The organism is Bifidobacterium pseudolongum subsp. globosum (assembly GCF_004155535.1).
Lineage (GTDB): Bacteria > Actinomycetota > Actinomycetes > Actinomycetales > Bifidobacteriaceae > Bifidobacterium > Bifidobacterium pseudolongum_C.
In genome coordinates this window covers 71,393-86,568 of sequence record NZ_RYUH01000012.1, presented here as the reverse complement: position 1 = coordinate 86,568, position 15,176 = coordinate 71,393, and the positions used below count along the sequence as shown (strand labels likewise).

At 64.7% G+C, this 15,176-nt stretch carries 14 protein-coding genes and 1 tRNA gene; 8 read left to right on the top strand and 7 right to left on the bottom strand.

Going from position 1 to position 15,176, the window contains the following annotated elements:
- Positions 1 to 38 precede the first annotated feature (38 nt).
- Positions 39 to 830 (bottom strand): glutamate racemase, encoded by a 792-nt coding sequence (gene murI, locus PG2093B_RS06790; RefSeq protein ID WP_129897845.1) that lies wholly within the window; start codon positions 828 to 830, stop codon positions 39 to 41.
- A gap of 122 nt (positions 831 to 952) precedes the next feature.
- Here murI and dapF point away from each other — a divergent pair, with 122 nt between their 5' ends.
- Positions 953 to 1,861: a diaminopimelate epimerase gene (dapF, locus tag PG2093B_RS06785; protein ID WP_129897844.1), complete on the top strand. Its 909-nt coding sequence runs from the start codon at positions 953 to 955 to the stop codon at positions 1,859 to 1,861.
- A 15-nt stretch (positions 1,862 to 1,876) separates the two neighbouring features.
- Here the strand turns inward: dapF and PG2093B_RS06780 are convergent, their stop codons facing one another.
- Positions 1,877 to 2,542, bottom strand: a complete 666-nt coding sequence (locus PG2093B_RS06780; RefSeq protein ID WP_242502848.1) for a vitamin K epoxide reductase family protein — start codon at positions 2,540 to 2,542, stop codon at positions 1,877 to 1,879.
- A 166-nt stretch (positions 2,543 to 2,708) separates the two neighbouring features.
- Between PG2093B_RS06780 and PG2093B_RS06775 the strand changes: the two genes are divergently transcribed.
- Complete coding sequence (locus tag PG2093B_RS06775; RefSeq protein WP_129897842.1) at positions 2,709 to 3,620, top strand: PHP domain-containing protein; 912 nt, start codon at positions 2,709 to 2,711, stop codon at positions 3,618 to 3,620.
- Positions 3,621 to 3,623: 3 nt separating this feature from the next.
- Here the strand turns inward: PG2093B_RS06775 and PG2093B_RS06770 are convergent, their stop codons facing one another.
- Positions 3,624 to 3,851 (bottom strand): DUF3107 domain-containing protein, encoded by a 228-nt coding sequence (locus tag PG2093B_RS06770; protein WP_129897841.1) that lies wholly within the window; start codon positions 3,849 to 3,851, stop codon positions 3,624 to 3,626.
- 58 nt (positions 3,852 to 3,909) lie between these two features.
- Positions 3,910 to 5,352 carry a phosphotransferase gene (locus PG2093B_RS06765; protein WP_129897863.1) on the bottom strand — a complete coding sequence of 481 codons (1,443 nt, stop codon included), beginning with the start codon at positions 5,350 to 5,352 and terminating at the stop codon, positions 3,910 to 3,912.
- A gap of 223 nt (positions 5,353 to 5,575) precedes the next feature.
- Between PG2093B_RS06765 and PG2093B_RS06760 the strand changes: the two genes are divergently transcribed.
- Positions 5,576 to 7,066, top strand: a complete 1,491-nt coding sequence (locus PG2093B_RS06760) for an ATP-dependent helicase (protein ID WP_129897840.1) — start codon at positions 5,576 to 5,578, stop codon at positions 7,064 to 7,066.
- Positions 7,067 to 7,080: 14 nt separating this feature from the next.
- Here the strand turns inward: PG2093B_RS06760 and PG2093B_RS06755 are convergent, their stop codons facing one another.
- A complete protein-coding gene (locus PG2093B_RS06755) occupies positions 7,081 to 8,610 on the bottom strand; it encodes a zinc-dependent metalloprotease (RefSeq protein WP_129897839.1) in 1,530 nt (509 codons plus the stop codon).
- A gap of 101 nt (positions 8,611 to 8,711) precedes the next feature.
- Between PG2093B_RS06755 and PG2093B_RS06750 the strand changes: the two genes are divergently transcribed.
- Both PG2093B_RS06750 and PG2093B_RS06745 read left to right on the top strand, forming a co-directional pair.
- The gene (locus PG2093B_RS06750) at positions 8,712 to 9,629 is read left to right on the top strand and encodes a YlbL family protein (protein WP_129897838.1); all 918 of its coding nucleotides are present in this window, start codon (positions 8,712 to 8,714) and stop codon (positions 9,627 to 9,629) included.
- A gap of 89 nt (positions 9,630 to 9,718) precedes the next feature.
- Positions 9,719 to 10,141 (top strand): DUF3052 domain-containing protein, encoded by a 423-nt coding sequence (locus tag PG2093B_RS06745; RefSeq protein WP_026644184.1) that lies wholly within the window; start codon positions 9,719 to 9,721, stop codon positions 10,139 to 10,141.
- A gap of 38 nt (positions 10,142 to 10,179) precedes the next feature.
- Here PG2093B_RS06745 and PG2093B_RS06740 read toward each other — a convergent pair whose 3' ends face one another.
- A complete protein-coding gene (locus PG2093B_RS06740) occupies positions 10,180 to 10,671 on the bottom strand; it encodes an MbeD/MobD family mobilization/exclusion protein (RefSeq protein ID WP_129897837.1) in 492 nt (163 codons plus the stop codon).
- Between the two features lie 92 nt (positions 10,672 to 10,763).
- A tRNA-Val gene (locus tag PG2093B_RS06735) sits at positions 10,764 to 10,837 on the bottom strand.
- Between the two features lie 187 nt (positions 10,838 to 11,024).
- On the opposite strand from PG2093B_RS06735, the gene PG2093B_RS06730 reads away from it, so the two are divergent.
- From PG2093B_RS06730 to ispG, 3 genes are all read left to right on the top strand, one after another.
- Positions 11,025 to 12,671 (top strand): DivIVA domain-containing protein, encoded by a 1,647-nt coding sequence (locus tag PG2093B_RS06730; RefSeq protein WP_129897836.1) that lies wholly within the window; start codon positions 11,025 to 11,027, stop codon positions 12,669 to 12,671.
- Positions 12,671 to 13,852 carry a 1-deoxy-D-xylulose-5-phosphate reductoisomerase gene (gene dxr, locus PG2093B_RS06725; protein ID WP_129897835.1) on the top strand — a complete coding sequence of 394 codons (1,182 nt, stop codon included), beginning with the start codon at positions 12,671 to 12,673 and terminating at the stop codon, positions 13,850 to 13,852. The genes PG2093B_RS06730 and dxr overlap by 1 nt, the downstream gene beginning before the upstream one ends.
- Positions 13,853 to 13,955: 103 nt before the next feature.
- Positions 13,956 to 15,137: a flavodoxin-dependent (E)-4-hydroxy-3-methylbut-2-enyl-diphosphate synthase gene (gene ispG, locus PG2093B_RS06720; RefSeq protein ID WP_129897834.1), complete on the top strand. Its 1,182-nt coding sequence runs from the start codon at positions 13,956 to 13,958 to the stop codon at positions 15,135 to 15,137.
- Positions 15,138 to 15,176: the final 39 nt, after the last annotated feature.

The following is a 15,176-nucleotide window of genomic DNA, read 5'->3' as shown; positions in this document are numbered from 1 at the left end:
TCTGTGAAATGTCTGGGGAAATCAGCCGGTGCCACGCCTCACGCGGCGCACGGCGGGGCGTCGAACAGCACCTGTGCAAGCTGTTCGACGCGCGGGGAGGGGTCGGAGTTGGTCAATGTGACGGATCCGGTTTGGTCTTCCGGCGCGAGTGCGCCGAGGGATTCGAGGATCACGTCGAGATGGTGCACGGTGCCGTGGTTGCCGTCGATGATCGCGGTGGATTCGGGCAGCAACTCGCGGAAATAGTCGCGGTAGAACACGAAATGCGTGCAGCCGAGCACGACCGAATCCACGGTGGGCAGGTCGTACTGGTCGAAATAGCCGTGCAACGTGCGCATGACGAGGTCATGGTCGTCGAGCTGGCCGTGCTCCACGATCTCGACGAGTTTCGGGCACGGCTGCGGCCAGATGGTGTTGTCTGATTCGAAGCGGTGCATCAGTGCGGCGAACTTGTGCTCACGCAACGTGAGCGGCGTGGCCGCCACCACAACCCGCTGTGGCACTCCATGCCCGCGGTCGCACGCCACCTTGAGTGCCGGCTCCATGCCGATGATCGGCAGGCTGTATTCGTCGCGCAGCTCGTCCACGGCGGCCGACGTGGCGGTGTTGCAGGCGATGACAATCGCTTTGGCGCCTTGTTCCACGAGGTGTTCCACGATGGTGCGTGACAGTGCGCGCACTTCCTGGGGTGTTTTGGTGCCATAAGGGGCATGCGCGGAATCACCGAAGAAGAGGATGCGCTCATGGGGCATCTCCGCACGGATCTGCCGCACCACGGAAATGCCTCCCAACCCGGAGTCGAATACGCCGATTGGTGCAGATGAACTCATCACGCCGTCCTTTCCGTATGCCCGTGTGGCATGGCATCGAGTGCCATTATATGCCGCGGCCGTTTTGCGCGCCGATGGCACAGAGGCCAGCCGTGCGGAACACGGGCGAGTACAGTGAAGGCATGACTATTGCACAGACTTTGACCAAAGCACAGGCGACCGGCAACGATTTTCTCATGTTCGCCGACGACCATGGTGCCTATGACCCGCAGCCGAAGGAGATCGCGCATGTGTGCAACCGGCACTTCGGCATCGGCGCCGACGGCGTGATCCGCGTCACCCACCCCGAATATGTGGCCGACCTGACTGACGCCCAGCGTGAGGAGCTCGCGAAGGCGCGCGTCGACTGGTTCATGGACTACCGCAACGCGGACGGCACGTTGGCGCAGATGTGCGGCAATGGCGCGCGCGCGACGGCGCTGTTCATCCAGGCGATGCACTTGGCGGTCGTGACCGAGGGCCAGCCGCTGCGGTTGGGCACGCGCGCTGGCATCAAAACACTGACACCGCTCGCCGACGACCCCGATCTGGGCACCCAGCTGTTCCGTGTGGACATGGGTCCTTGGTCCATCGGCGAGGAGGACGCCTATACAGTGACGGTTGACGCGGCGGCCGGCGAAGGCAAGGGCACATTCGTGGACATGGGCAACCCGCATGTGGTGACCGTCGTCGAGGACGCCTTCACCTCGCTGCCGGTGCTCGACAACCTCGATCTGAGCGTGCAGCCGGTGGTGGAGCCGGGCATCGACGAAGGCCAGAACGTGGAGTTTGTGCGCATCGACGAGATCGACGCCGCCACCGACATCGGCGAAGCCACGATGCGCGTGTATGAGCGCGGGTGCGGCGAGACGATGTCGTGCGGCACCGGCCTGTGCGCCACGGCGATCGTGCTGCGCGCCAAGACCGACATCAGTCACTGGCGCATCAAGGTGAAGGGCGGCACGCTGCGCGTGGACGTGACCGACGACAATGTGATGTTGACTGGGTCCGCGGCGCTTGTGGCCACCGTGCAGATGATGCAGGAGCGGTGACGCGCCGGGCGCCTGCTAGAACGTGAACAGGTAGGCGCCGTCTTTGACGAGGATGAGCGTGACGAGCGCGACGATCCACACGGCGTCGGCCATCAGGTCGAAGCCCAGCCGGTAATACTTGCGCAGGCCGCGGGCACGTGCGGGCAATCCCTGCACCGTGACCGTGGCATGACTGAGCGCCATGAACTGCACCGTTGTGGCGAAGCACAACACAAGGCACCACGGGCACAGCGCATTGATCACAAACAGCGACTGCGACGTGAGCCAATATGAATAGGCGAGCGCAGCCAAGCCGCCCAGCCATGTGCATGTGGCGAACCATGCGGGCATGCGCATGCGGGCGAGCCCGATGACGGCGATGGTGACGAACACGGATTCGGCCGCGATGCCGAAGAAGGCGTTCGGGAAGCTCATCTCGCCGAATTTGACGATTTCCGATTGCCATGCCTGCGCCACGGTCGTGCATGAGAGCTTGGCGTTCACGTCGCAGCTCAGCGTCTGATTGGGATTGCGGGCCATCTGCAGTGTCTCGGCGGAGAGGATGAACGAGACGAGCAAGGCGACCGCCGAGGCCACGAGCATGACGAGATAGAGCCATGTGGCCCCATGCCTCCAACCGCGTGGTTCGTCGAGTTCCGCAGGTGTGCTGCCACCGATTGCCGGTGTGGTGTCTTGTGCCATGGTGGGTCCCCTCTTCATATGTCATGCCAAACACTGGTGTACGGGTTGCGATGCATACCACGTTACCGCACCCACAGGGCCCGGCGGGGGATTGGTGGTTCGATCTGGCTGGCGTTGTTCACGATGCGGATACCGTTTGAGGCGTCCAATGGTTAGGATGGGAACCATGAACGAGCCAACGATGCCGATGCGCCCGCCGACCCATGGCTGGGACCTGCACTGCCATACCGTGTTTTCCGATGGAACCGAGACGCCCCGGACCTTGGTTCGAGAGGCGAAACAGGCCGGGTTGCATGGCGTGGCGATCACCGACCACGACACGACGGCCGGCTGGGTGCAGGCCCAACAGGCGTCGGTGGACTATGGGCTGCCGTTGGTGCGCGGTACGGAGATCACAGCACAGGACGGCCGCGTCTCCGTGCACATGCTGGCGTACCAATACGATCCACGTAATCGGCATATCTGCGATCTGTTCACGGCGACGCGGGCCGCGCGCCTCGAACGGGTCAAACGCATGGTGGCGCTGCTGTCGAGGGATTACCCGATCACGTGGGATGATGTGCTGGCACAAGTCAAGGAGGGCGGCAACACCACCATCGGGCGCCCGCACATCGCCGACGCCTTGGTGGCGGCAGGTGTGTACGCCACGCGTTCGGATGCGTTCGCCGATGCGATCAGCTCGCATAGCAAGTATTACATTCCCACGCCGTCGCCGACGACGACGCAGGTGGTGCAAGCGGTCAATGAGGCAGGCGGGGTGAGCGTGGTCGCGCATGCCGCCGACCCCAGCCGCAACCGTGTGTTGTTGAGCGACGGTCAAATCGGCAGGCTTGTGGACGAAGGCCTCGATGGTCTGGAAGTATGGCACCGGGGCAATCCGGAGCCCGAACGTCAGCGTTTGCTCAGGCTTGCCCAGCGTTACCATCTGCTCGTCACCGGAGGCTCGGACTGGCATGGGGCCGGCAAGCCGAACGCCTTGGGTGAGAACCTGACCGATGACGAGACGGTGGCAAAGATCGTGGAACGCGGCGCGATCCCACTGTGGAATGCCTGCGGCTTCAAGGAGCCGCAGGCATGATGGCTAGTTGAGGGCGCCGAACCCGACCGCATGGCGGGTCTCAGAGCCGATGATCGCATAGCCGAGGGCGTCTGCGGGCACAATGATGTGGCGGTCCTTGGTGTCGGTCAGCGTGATCGGCTCGTGGTTGGCGATCGCCTGGTTGATGGCGGCGCCCACCTGGGCGGCCGGTTCATCGGTGTTGAAGGTGACGGCGCCGGCGACGTTGCGGATTCCCAATTCGATTTCCATGGTTGTTGCTCCTTGCTGTGGTTGTATGGGCATTGTACGCGCGTGTGCGCGCGGAGGTTCACGATTGTGTCACGTCGTCGGGCGTTGCGGCGATTTCACTGGACGATGTGTGCGGGTGCGTCCCGTTGAGGCCGGCCCGGGCATCGCGCATCGCGCGCTCCTCACGCTCGAGGAGCGGGATGAGCATCGTCTTGGCGTCGGCGGGCCCCGATTGGGCGGCCTGTGTGTCGGTGGACGGCGTGGAGGTGAGGCTCACTGCGGCTTCGCCGGTGACGTCGGTGTCGGTGCGTTCGTCAATGCCGATCACCATGGTCTCGCTCGACGCAGCAGAAGCCGCATACTGGTGGGACGCGGTGTCGTCGGCGTCGATAACGCCGATCGCGTCGATCGAATGCGAATTCGTGCGGTCGTCCGTGACGGCGTGCACCGCATGCTCGTTTGTCGTGTCGCGGTCGGCGGTCTGGTCGAACGAATCGAACCGGACGGCTGCCGCGGCGGTGGAGGAGGGGGTGTCGCGGCGCTGCTGGTCTTCACGCAGCAGCGTGTTGACGGTGACCGTGCTCGGCGGCTTGCCCGTGCCGCCCTCCGACACGTCGTCGCGGCGGCGGTGCATCGTGGTGCCGAGCTGGTGGGCGAGGCGGTCCACCTGCGCCTTGAACTGCATGATGCGCGCGTTGTCGCCCTGATTGAGCGCTTGGATGAAATCGCCGACCTGGTCCATCTGCACCCACAGATTGGCGCGCAGCATGATCAGATCGTCGAGACGGTTGCCCAGGATGCGCCCGTACGCCGAGATGACGGCGTTGCGGTGCGTCTCATCGAGCTTGGAGAAAATCCATGCCAAGTCGCGTGCAGGGTCATTGATCTGCATCTCCTGCCAATTGGTGATCGTCGTGATCGTGGAGCCGGAGAAGATGAAATCGCCGTCGGAGAACCCGCCGTGCACCGGGCACGTGGCGAACGACCACAGTCCCTCCGTCTCGAGGATATGCGCCCAGCTGTCGGTGATCTCCTGCGGCACATGGCCGGCTTGGCGCAGACGGCGGATCCAAGCGGTGAGCTGCGCGTGGATCTGGCCTGTGGTGAACGCCGGGTATTTCGCATTGACAAGGAACGAAGGGCGCAGACGGTGGATCGCGCCGATGGCGGTGCCGATGCTGGCGCAATCGCCGAGCGTGAGCAGGTCCAACGAGCGCGCGACACCGTCGGGGTGCGTGGTGACGAGCACCGCGGCCTCGTCGGGGTCGTTGTTGGCCGGGTCGAACGCCACCACATGGTCGGTGGAGAACCCGAGTCCGGCGAGTTCGCGCGATTGGTCGACGACGCGCGCGGCGCGCACACGGCCGGCCAGACGCTTCTTGCCCTGCGGCATGTTCGTGGCGTAGACGTTGTAGAAATTGCCATGCACGTCTTGCACGACGGCCTGGTCGATGCCCGCGGCCTGGTCGGTCTCGTTTTTCTGCTCGCTGTCGCGTACCCCTACCACGGCGACGTTCGGCATCGTAGCCGAGGCGAGGGCCGCCAACATCAGATTGCTTCGTTCAGTCACACACGGTATTTTTCCATGCGGAGGGTACAATTCGCAAGCATTGCAACGCTTTCATGACCCAGCCCCAGTCGCGGCCGGCGGGTCCTGCACTGTGTTCACACACAGCTGAGCGGGGCGGGCCGCACGCCGGCGCGTTCCGCTCGAACCGCGGGCATGGCCGTGCCACAATGGGGCCATGGCAATTTCGGCGAATGAGATTCTCGACGGGCTCGACGACGCACAGCGGCGGGCCGCATGCAGCGTGGACGGGCCGGTGCGCATCATCGCATGCGCCGGCGCGGGCAAGACGCGCACGATCACGCGTAGAATCGCATACGCGTGCGCAAGCGGCGCATGGGAGGCGTCCCGTGCGCTCGCGGTCACGTTCTCGGTCAAGGCAGCGCAGGAGATGCGCACGCGTCTGCTCGACCTCGGAGTCGGTGAAGACATGCACATCGCCACGTTCCACGCCGCCGCGCTGCACCAGTTGCGCACCATGTGGCCCGATGTGTGCGAAGGGCCGTTCCCGGTGCTGTCCGAATCGCCCCGCGACCTGGTGGGTGCCGCGCTGTTCCGTGCGCTCAACATGCAACCCGACCGCAATGTGGTTCAGGATGTACATGCCGAAATCGACTGGTGCAAGGTCTCGCTGATCGCGCCGGAGGATTACGTGCGGGTGTGCGAAGCCACGCATCATGCGCCGCCTGCGCCATTGGACCCGCAGTCCTTCACGCGTGTCTACGACCAGTACGAGCAGGAGAAGGCCGCACGCATGGAGATCGATTTCAACGACATCCTGCTTGTGACCGCGCATATCCTCGACACCTACCCCGAAGTGGGGGAGCAGGTGCGGGCGCACATTGGCTGGCTCACAGTCGACGAATACCAAGACGTCTCGCCGTTGCAACACCGGCTGATGCGCAGCTGGCTCGGCGCGCACCGCAATGTGTGCGTTGTGGGCGACCCGGCGCAGACAATCTACTCGTTCGCCGGCGCCACGAGCTACTACCTCAACCATTTCGCGCGCGAGTTCCATCCGCTTGCCGCGGACATCGCCCTCGACACTGATTACCGCTCGGCGCAGTCCATCGTCGCGCGGGCGAACACCGTGCTGGGCAAATCCGCGCAACGCGAGGACTATCTCAAGCTCAAGGCGGTGCGCGAAGGGTCACGGCGCGTGCTGAGCGCGGCGTATGAGACCGACGCGCAAGAGGCACAGGCCGTCGCCGCGCGCATCGCCCGTTTGGTGGGGCAGGGCGCGCGTCCGGGGGATTTCGCCGTGCTCACACGGCTCAACGGCCAGCAGCGCGTTGTGGTGCAGGCATTGCAGGAGCAGGGATTGCCCTACCAAGTGCGCAGAAACTCCGGGTGGCAGCAATCCGCTCTCCAGCCGGCCGCCGCAGTGGAAGGCGCGCCGGTGGGCGATGTGGAGGCGCTCGACCAAGGGCGCGTCACCGTTTCTACGATCCACGCGTCGAAAGGGCTCGAATTCGACCATGTGTTCCTTGTCGGGCTTTCGGAAGGCCTGATGCCCTACCGGGCTTCCGACGACGTGGAGGCGCTCGAAGAAGAACGGCGCGTGCTCTATGTGGGAGTCACGCGCGCGCAGGAATCACTGTATCTGTCATATGCGAAGCGGCAGGACGAGCGCGCGGGCCGGGTACGCCAACCCACGCGCTTCCTGTAAGCCGGTGCGGACGATCAGGCCTGATGGCCCGGTTCCGATGCGTCGGAACCATCGTCGTGTGCATCGCCGGCCGTCGAATCACCGTTTTCCTGGGCATCATCGCCTTCGGCTTGGCCATCGCCGGCGCCGTCGGCATCGAGCAGTTTGCTCAATTCGGCGTCCCAATCGATCGAGCTGCCCTTGCGCGGCTCTTCTTCGGCGGGGCCAGTGGTGTCGGCGTCGGTGGCGTCGCTCGGCAACGCGGGAAGCATGTCGGGGTGGCCCCACATGGCGTCGCGCGCCTCAAGGCCTTGTTCGTTGGTGATCCGCTCCCACTGCGCCGCGGCCTCGCGCACGCGCTTGGGGCGCAGCTGCAAGCCAAGCAGGTTCTCGAACGTCAGCTCGGCGGGGCCGCCTACCGCACGCTCGCGGCGCATCATCTCACGCAGCTGGTCGAGATGCGGCAGATGAGCCATGCCGGCGCGCCACACCGCGCAGTCGACCCAGCCTTCGACAAGCGCGAGCAGGGTCTCGATCGACCGCAACGCCTCACGCTGTTCCGGAGTGTCGGTGATGCCGACGTTCGCCAGATTGACCGCTCCCGAAAGCGATTCGGGATCGAACGCCGAAGCGTCGCGCAGCTGCTCCTCCATCGCGTCGAGGTCGATTGTGATGCCGCGCGCGTATTTGCCGATGAGCGCGGTGAATCGCGGCATGAGCCACGGCACCGACGCGTAGAGGCGCGCGTACGCCTGTTCTCGCAAAGCGAGGAACTCGGTGACTTCGGACGCGTCGAATTCGAGTGACGTGGCATAGTCATCGACGTTCTGCATGATCAGGCCGCCGGCCGGATTGTCGAGCATGCGGATGCCCTGGTCGAAGCTGCCGCGTACCTCGAGGCTCAGCGCGCCGGCCGCCTGCCCGAGCTGCATGGCGTACGACGTGTTCGCGAACAGTTTCATCAACTGCTTGGGGTCCTTCATGCCGTCCGGTATCGGAATGGGCACCGGCCCGGCGTACATGCCGGTGATCTCGCCTTCGAACGCGTCGCCAAGACGATCCGAGATGACGGCGCTCAGCGCCTCGTTCATCGAGGCGGCAACCGGGGCGGCGAACTGCGCCCATGCGTCGATCGTGCCTTCGACCCACCCAGCGCGCGTGAGCGGTTCGGCCTCGCCGGCTGGGGGATTGAACGCGGTGGCGATGTCGAGCCACAGATTGGCCTCGCTCATCGCGCGGCGCATGGTGGCGCCTTCCTCCGCGGTCACGGAGGATTCGCTGCCCGACGAGTTGACGCGCTGCAACGCAATCGATTTGGCGAGCTTGACATTGATCGGTCCCTCGCTGATCGTCTGCTGCATCTCACCGAATGAGTTCATGCCACCACCCATGAAGGCCTGCATGAGCGACTGCACCTGCTGCGGGTCCGGAAGACTTTCGGCGCCGCGGCTGAGCAGCTGCTCACGGATCTCTTCGGGCAGGTTGTTGAATTGCGAAAAGGCCATCTCGCCCTGGACAGGGCCGAAACAGTTGATGAACCATTGATGCAGTGCGTTCTCATCCATGGTGGTGACCCCCTTTAGGTCTTGTCGATGAATCCGGTTTCTACTATGCATCAATACGCGCACAGGCGTAATAATTCCAATTTGCGCCATACTATGGGAGCATGACTCAACGCAACACAGACGGGCAGGTGCGGCTCGACGGCGCCGCCGAGGCACAGGGAACGCAAGGCATCCAAAACGCGGCACCATCCGCGCATGTGGGCGTGTGGCAGCTGCTCAGCGCGCATTGGAACGGACGGCCCGCGCGGTTCTTCGTCGGCGCCGTGGCCGTGCTGCTTGCGGTGCTCGTGCTGATGTTGCCGAGCGCGTATGTCGTGGAGACGCCGGGGCCCACCCAGGATGTGCTCGGCGACAGCAACGGCACGCCGGTGATCCAGGTCGAGGGCGCGAAGACCTACCACGACAAAGGGCGCCTGCTGCTCGTCACGGTGAACGCGGCCGGTGTGCCGGGGTACCCGGTCTCGAACGCGGAGGCGCTGTGGGCGTGGGCCAACCCGAACATGGAGCTGACACCGCAGGAGGCCGTGTTCCCGGTGGGGCAGAACGCCGAACAGTACCAGCAGGAGTCGGACCAGGAGATGGCGTCCTCGCAGGACGCCGCCGTGACCGCCGGTCTCGATTATGCGCAGCGTCTGGGAGTGGACGTGGATGGCGCCAAAGTGACGATGCACGTGGACGACATCGGCGGTCCCTCCGCCGGCATGATGTATGCGCTGGGGCTCGTGGACATGCTCACCCCCGAGCATGAGTCGGGCAAGCAGACCGTGGCTGGCACCGGCACGATTGACGACGAGGGCAAGGTCGGCGCCATCGGCGGCATCGACCTGAAGATGCAGGGCGCCAAGCGCGACGGCGCCACATGGTTCCTGGCCCCCGCCGACAATTGCGCGCAGGTCGTGGGCAAGGTGCCTGCGGGGCTGCGTGACGTCAAGGTCTCCTCACTGGAGGACGCGTACACCGCGCTCGTGAAGATCGGCAACGGGCAGGCGGATAGTTTGCCGCATTGCACCGTTGAATAAAAACGTCCGCATGAGCGGTTTATTTTGTGCGCGGCATGAAGCGAAGCCTACGAAATACGCTGTTCGGCGGTATTGGTATATTGGCGAACGTGAATCAAACAGCATCAGACAACGCTGAGGAGTTCGGCTTCCGCACCGGCGACCTGATCCAGGAATGGCTTTGGGACGATGATGTGGACGATACGATCAGGGAAAAAATAGAAACGCTCACTGGAGAAGAGCTGGTTGACGAGGATTACGATTCCGCGGTTGACGGCGTGATCATCTGGTGGCGTGACGGCGACGACGAAGACGCCCTGTCAGACACCATCGTGGACGCATATGCGGTGCTGGGGCAGGATGGCCCGTTCTGGGTGCTCACCCCCAAGCCCGGCCGTAGCGGTGCTCCGGCCTCCAACACCGTGCAGAACGCGGCGAAGACCGCAGGCATGAACGCGTCCACGCCGCTCACCGTGAGCGACGATTGGAACGGCATCCGTCTGCGCGCCTTCGGCAAGAGCGCGAACCGCTGAGCGTTCGCGCCGATCTGCGCGTGGCCGGCACGGGCGTGCTAGACGAGCCACGCGCAGATCAACAGCACCACGGACGCCACGAGCAGCACGATGGCGTCCATGGCGCGCGGCAGGCGGTCACGTAGGATCACCGTCGCCGCGCATGCCACCATCGCAAAGGCGGCGAGGCCGAACGAGACCCATTTGATTGGCTGCCCAAGGGGATTGATCACGCCGAACAGAGTGAGGAACACGGGCACAAGCACGCCTACGGCGATCACGAACAGCACAAGCGCCGTGATCTTGTCGGCAAGCGTCCACTCCCGGACATGCCGGTCACGTTCGGCGTTGCGCTCGATGGTGGTGTTGAGTTCGTTGATGCGCCGGTCGAGTTCGATGCCGCGCCACTGTGATTCCTGCTCGAGCCGCGTCACCTGTTGTTCGAGCGCGCTGATGCGCTCGTGGAGTTCTTCATCATGACGGGAGTTGCCGGGAATCATCTGCTGCAGGGACTTCCAGGCATTCGGCCAAACATCAAGCGGGTTGTTCATGTGGCGATTATACGGTCGTGCGCCCAAACCGTGCGCGATGGCGCTGAGAGGGGAATCGCGAGCCCCATGGGGGCGCCCGCGTGGCGGGGAAGTGGGCGATGAGGGATTCGAACCCCCGACATCCACCGTGTAAAGGTGGCGCTCTAACCAACTGAGCTAATCGCCCGCGCACTCATACTGTACAGGCACGGGTGAAGAAACCGGCGTGCACCGCGCGCAATCGTTGCAACACCGCGACTGCCGTGCGTGTTGTCTGCGCCGGCGGTTGCGTGGATGGGCGCAGCGCGTGCCGCAGCCGTCGCAAACATCGCGTAATCTAATGGGGAATAGTGTGTATCCGAGGAGGACAGTCGATGGTGCAGCATCAGGAAGAGGCCGACGGCACGACGACGATCGCGCGCGTGGGCAAGCGCAAAAAGGGGTATGACGTCCATCAGGTCGATGCTTTCCTGGAGCAGGCGCACGCGTTGTATGAGGCCGATGGCATTCAGCTGCACCGCAGCGACATTCAGGACGCCTCGTTCGACATCGTCAAGGGTGGATATGCCATCCCACAGGTGGACGCCGCACTCGAACGCCTTGAACAGGCCGTGACCGACAAGCAGACCCAATACGACATCGCCCAGCTCGGGCGTGTGGCGTGGAAGGCGCAGACCGAAGCCCAGTTCCAGGAACTCGACCGGCACGCGCAGCGCGCCGAGGGCCAACGGTTCGCGCCGGCGCAGCCGAAGACGCCGTCGTACGACCGCAAGCAGGTCGACCGGCTCATCGACCGCGTGCTCGCGAAGGCCGAAGCCGAACTCGAGCGCATCAGCGCAGGCTCGTCCGGCAGGCAAGGCCCGGAAGCCGACCCAACGCTTACGTCGCAGTATGTGGAAGATGTGAGCTTCACGCAGCGCAAAGGCAAGCACGGGTATGACGAGCGCCAGGTGGACTACTACCTCAATGCATGCGTGAACCTGCTCGCCAGCCTCGAATCGTACGAGCGCATCGCCGATTACGCTGCGCCTGCCGCGCACGCAGCGGCGCCGAGTGCACCGGTCCCACTCATCGCGGCGGATCAGGCCAATCCGCAGACACAGCACTACGGCGTGACCGTGGAATCGGACCTGCCGGCGCGACCGGCGGGCGGCGAGACGACGGTCGTCGCCGAGGTGCAGCCTGCGCAGTCGTTTGATGAGCTGAGCCGTGCGGAACAGGAGATCTTCGCGCAGGCCCAGGAAGCGGGTGCTGCGATGCCGCCGTCGTTCGCCGTGCAGGGCGTGGCAGCGGCCGTCACCGCGGCGCCCGCCGTGGCGCAGATCGACGAAGGCAGCGCGACTGCGGTCTTCACGCCGATCACCGACACCACCGAGGACGGCGATACCGCGCCGGCCGCCGACGTGGTCAAGCACGCGCCGACGCTTTCGGACATCAAGCCGATCACACCGGCCCCGCGCACGATTCCCGAGCATGAGAAGACGGCCAGCGCGATGGATGATTCGATGAGCACGATCCCGCACATCACCGAAATCAGTGATGAGACGACGATCGCCGCCCCGAGCGAACCGTTGCGCGACCTGAACTCGCCGTCGCTCGCCGCGCTGGCGTCGCTCGCCGAGACCACGCAGACGGCTCCGGAACGCGAGAACCCCGCCATCACGTCCGGCGTGCAGCCGCTTGCGGTGCCGAAGCTCTCGAGCATCCTGCCCGACCTGCCGCCGTTGCAGCCGCTCACCGCCCCGGCCACCGCGGCGGCGCCCGAGGTGCCGCCGGCAGCCCAACCCACACCAAGCGCAGCCCCGACGGCAGCCGCAACGCCGTCGGCGGCGCCGGTGCATGCACCGGACGAACCGGCCACTACGGATGCCGCGCCCGCGAACGTCGCCCAGCCGGGCGACTACCCGCGGTTCGCGCCGAGCGACAGCATCGACATTGAGATCCCCGATCTGTCGTTCCCCACGATTTCCACGGATGAGCCGCTCATCATCGACGGCAAGCCAAACGAGAAGCAGGCGTGATGCAGCACCAGACAGTAGTCATCCTCGGTTCCACCGGTTCGATTGGTACGCAGGGACTCGACGTCATTGGCAGGCACCCTGAGCGGTTCACTGTGGCAGGCCTTGCCGCGGGCGGATCGAACGTGGACCTGCTGGCGCAGCAGGCCGCGCGGTTCCGTGTGCCCGAAGTGGTCGTGGCGAATCCAGACGCGTTGGAGCCCTTGCGTGAGGCACTCGCGGCGCACGGCGCAACCGGCACCCAGGCGCGCGCCGGCCGCGACGAAGTGAACGCGATCGCAGGGCTCGGCGCTTCGGTCGTGCTCAACGGCATCACCGGGTCGATTGGCTTGGAACCGTCGATAGCGGCGCTGCAGGCCGGTTCGCAGCTGGCGCTCGCCAACAAGGAATCGGTTGTGGCGGGCGGACACCTGTTGTTCAGTGCCCAGACACGCGACCAGCAGATCAACCCGGTGGATTCCGAGCATTCGGCAATCTGGCAATCGCTGCGCGCAGGCACGCATAGCGAGGTCTCGCGACTCATCGTCACCGCGTCCGGCGGTCCGTTCCGCGGCTGGACGCGCGAACAGATGCAAGACATCACCCCCGAACAGGCGCTCAACCACCCCACATGGCATATGGGCCCGGTCGTCACAATCAATTCATCGACCCTGATGAACAAGGGCCTCGAGGTCATTGAGGCGAGCCGCCTGTTCAACATCGAACCGGACCGCATCGAAGTCACCGTGCACCCGCAGTCGATCGTGCATTCGATGGTGGAGTTCTGCGACGGCGCCACAATCAGCCAGGCCTCGCCGCCTGACATGCGCCTGCCGATCGCGTTGGGGCTTTCCGCTCCCGAACGGTTGAACGACGTGGCCCAAGGCTGCGATTGGACACAGGCCGCCGAGTGGACCTTCGAGCCGCTCGATGACGAGGCGTTCCCCGCCGTCGAACTGGCACGGCATTGTTTACGCTCGTCGGAAAAACACACCGCGGTGCTCAACGCCGCCAATGAGCAGGCGGTCCATGCCTTCCTCGATCATCGCTTGCCATATCTGGCGATAGTGGATACTGTGTCTGAAGTGCTCAATGAGATGGACGGCGAGTTGCGCGGCGACCCACAGTTCTCCTCGGTCGCAGACATGGTGGAACTCGAGCAGGAAGCCCGCGCGCGTGCGGACGCCCTCATTGCGCAACGCTAAACGGTCACAGACCGGGTAAGGGCGGCGGCCGCCGTATGGGCCGCGCGGCTTGGACGAAGGCCGTAGGCGGATTTCCAGTCGATTGAAGTGAGGAACAGCACCAGTGGATAAGCCATTTCGTAAAACAGGCGAATCGTCAATCAGTGAAAGCCCCCTGCACCCACGGCGCCAGTCGCGGCGCATCATGGTCGGTCCCGTGCCGGTGGGTGGCGGGGCGCCGATCTCGGTGCAGTCGATGACCAACACGAAAACCGCGAATGTGGGTGCCACGCTGCAGCAGATCGCCGAACTCACAGCCGCTGGCTGCGACATCGTGCGCGTGGCCGTGCCCAGTCAGGAGGACGCCGACGCGTTGCCGCGCATCGTCGCCAAATCGCCGATCCCGGTGATCGCCGACATCCACTTCCAAAGCCGGTATGTGTTTCAGGCCATTGACGCTGGCTGCGCCGCGGTGCGCGTCAATCCGGGCAACATCCGCAAATTCGACGAAGTGGGCCCGTCGATCTGCCAGGCCGCGACCGACGCGGGCATCTCGCTGCGCATCGGCGTGAACGCCGGCTCGCTCGACAAGGAGCTCTATGCGAAGTACGGCGGCCCCACACCCGAGGCGCTTGTGGCTTCCGCGATGAAGGAAGCGCGCATGTTCGAAGACGTGGGCTTCCACGACTTCAAGATCTCGGTGAAGCACCACGACCCCATCACGATGGTGGAGACCTACCGCCTGCTCGCCAAGCAGGGCGATTGGCCGCTGCACCTGGGGGTGACCGAAGCCGGCCCCGCATGGCAGGGCACAATCAAGTCCTGTCTGGCATTCGGTGCACTGCTGGCCGAAGGCATCGGCGACACCATCCGCGTCTCGCTGTCCGCGCCACCGGTCGAAGAGGTCAAGGTGGGGTGCAAGATCCTCGAATACCTAGGGCTTCGTGCACGCCATTTCGACATCATCTCGTGCCCGAGTTGCGGCCGTGCACAGGTCGATGTCATCGCGCTCGCCAACGAGGTGACCAACGGGCTGTCCGGCATCATGGCGCCGATTCGCGTGGCTGTGATGGGTTGCATCGTCAATGGGCCGGGCGAAGCGCGCGAAGCCGACTTGGGTGTGGCCTCCGGCAACGGCAAAGGGCAGATCTTCATCAAGGGCAAGGTCATCGAGACCGTGCCGGAGGACCGCATCGTCGACACACTGCTCAAGCACGCGAACGCCATCGCCGAGCAGATGGAGGCCGACGGGCTCGTGACCGACCAGTCGTCCGGCCCCGTTGTGGTACCAGTCGTGGACGAATAATTGCCCGCAGCATGGGCAGACACCGATAGGATGGTTACG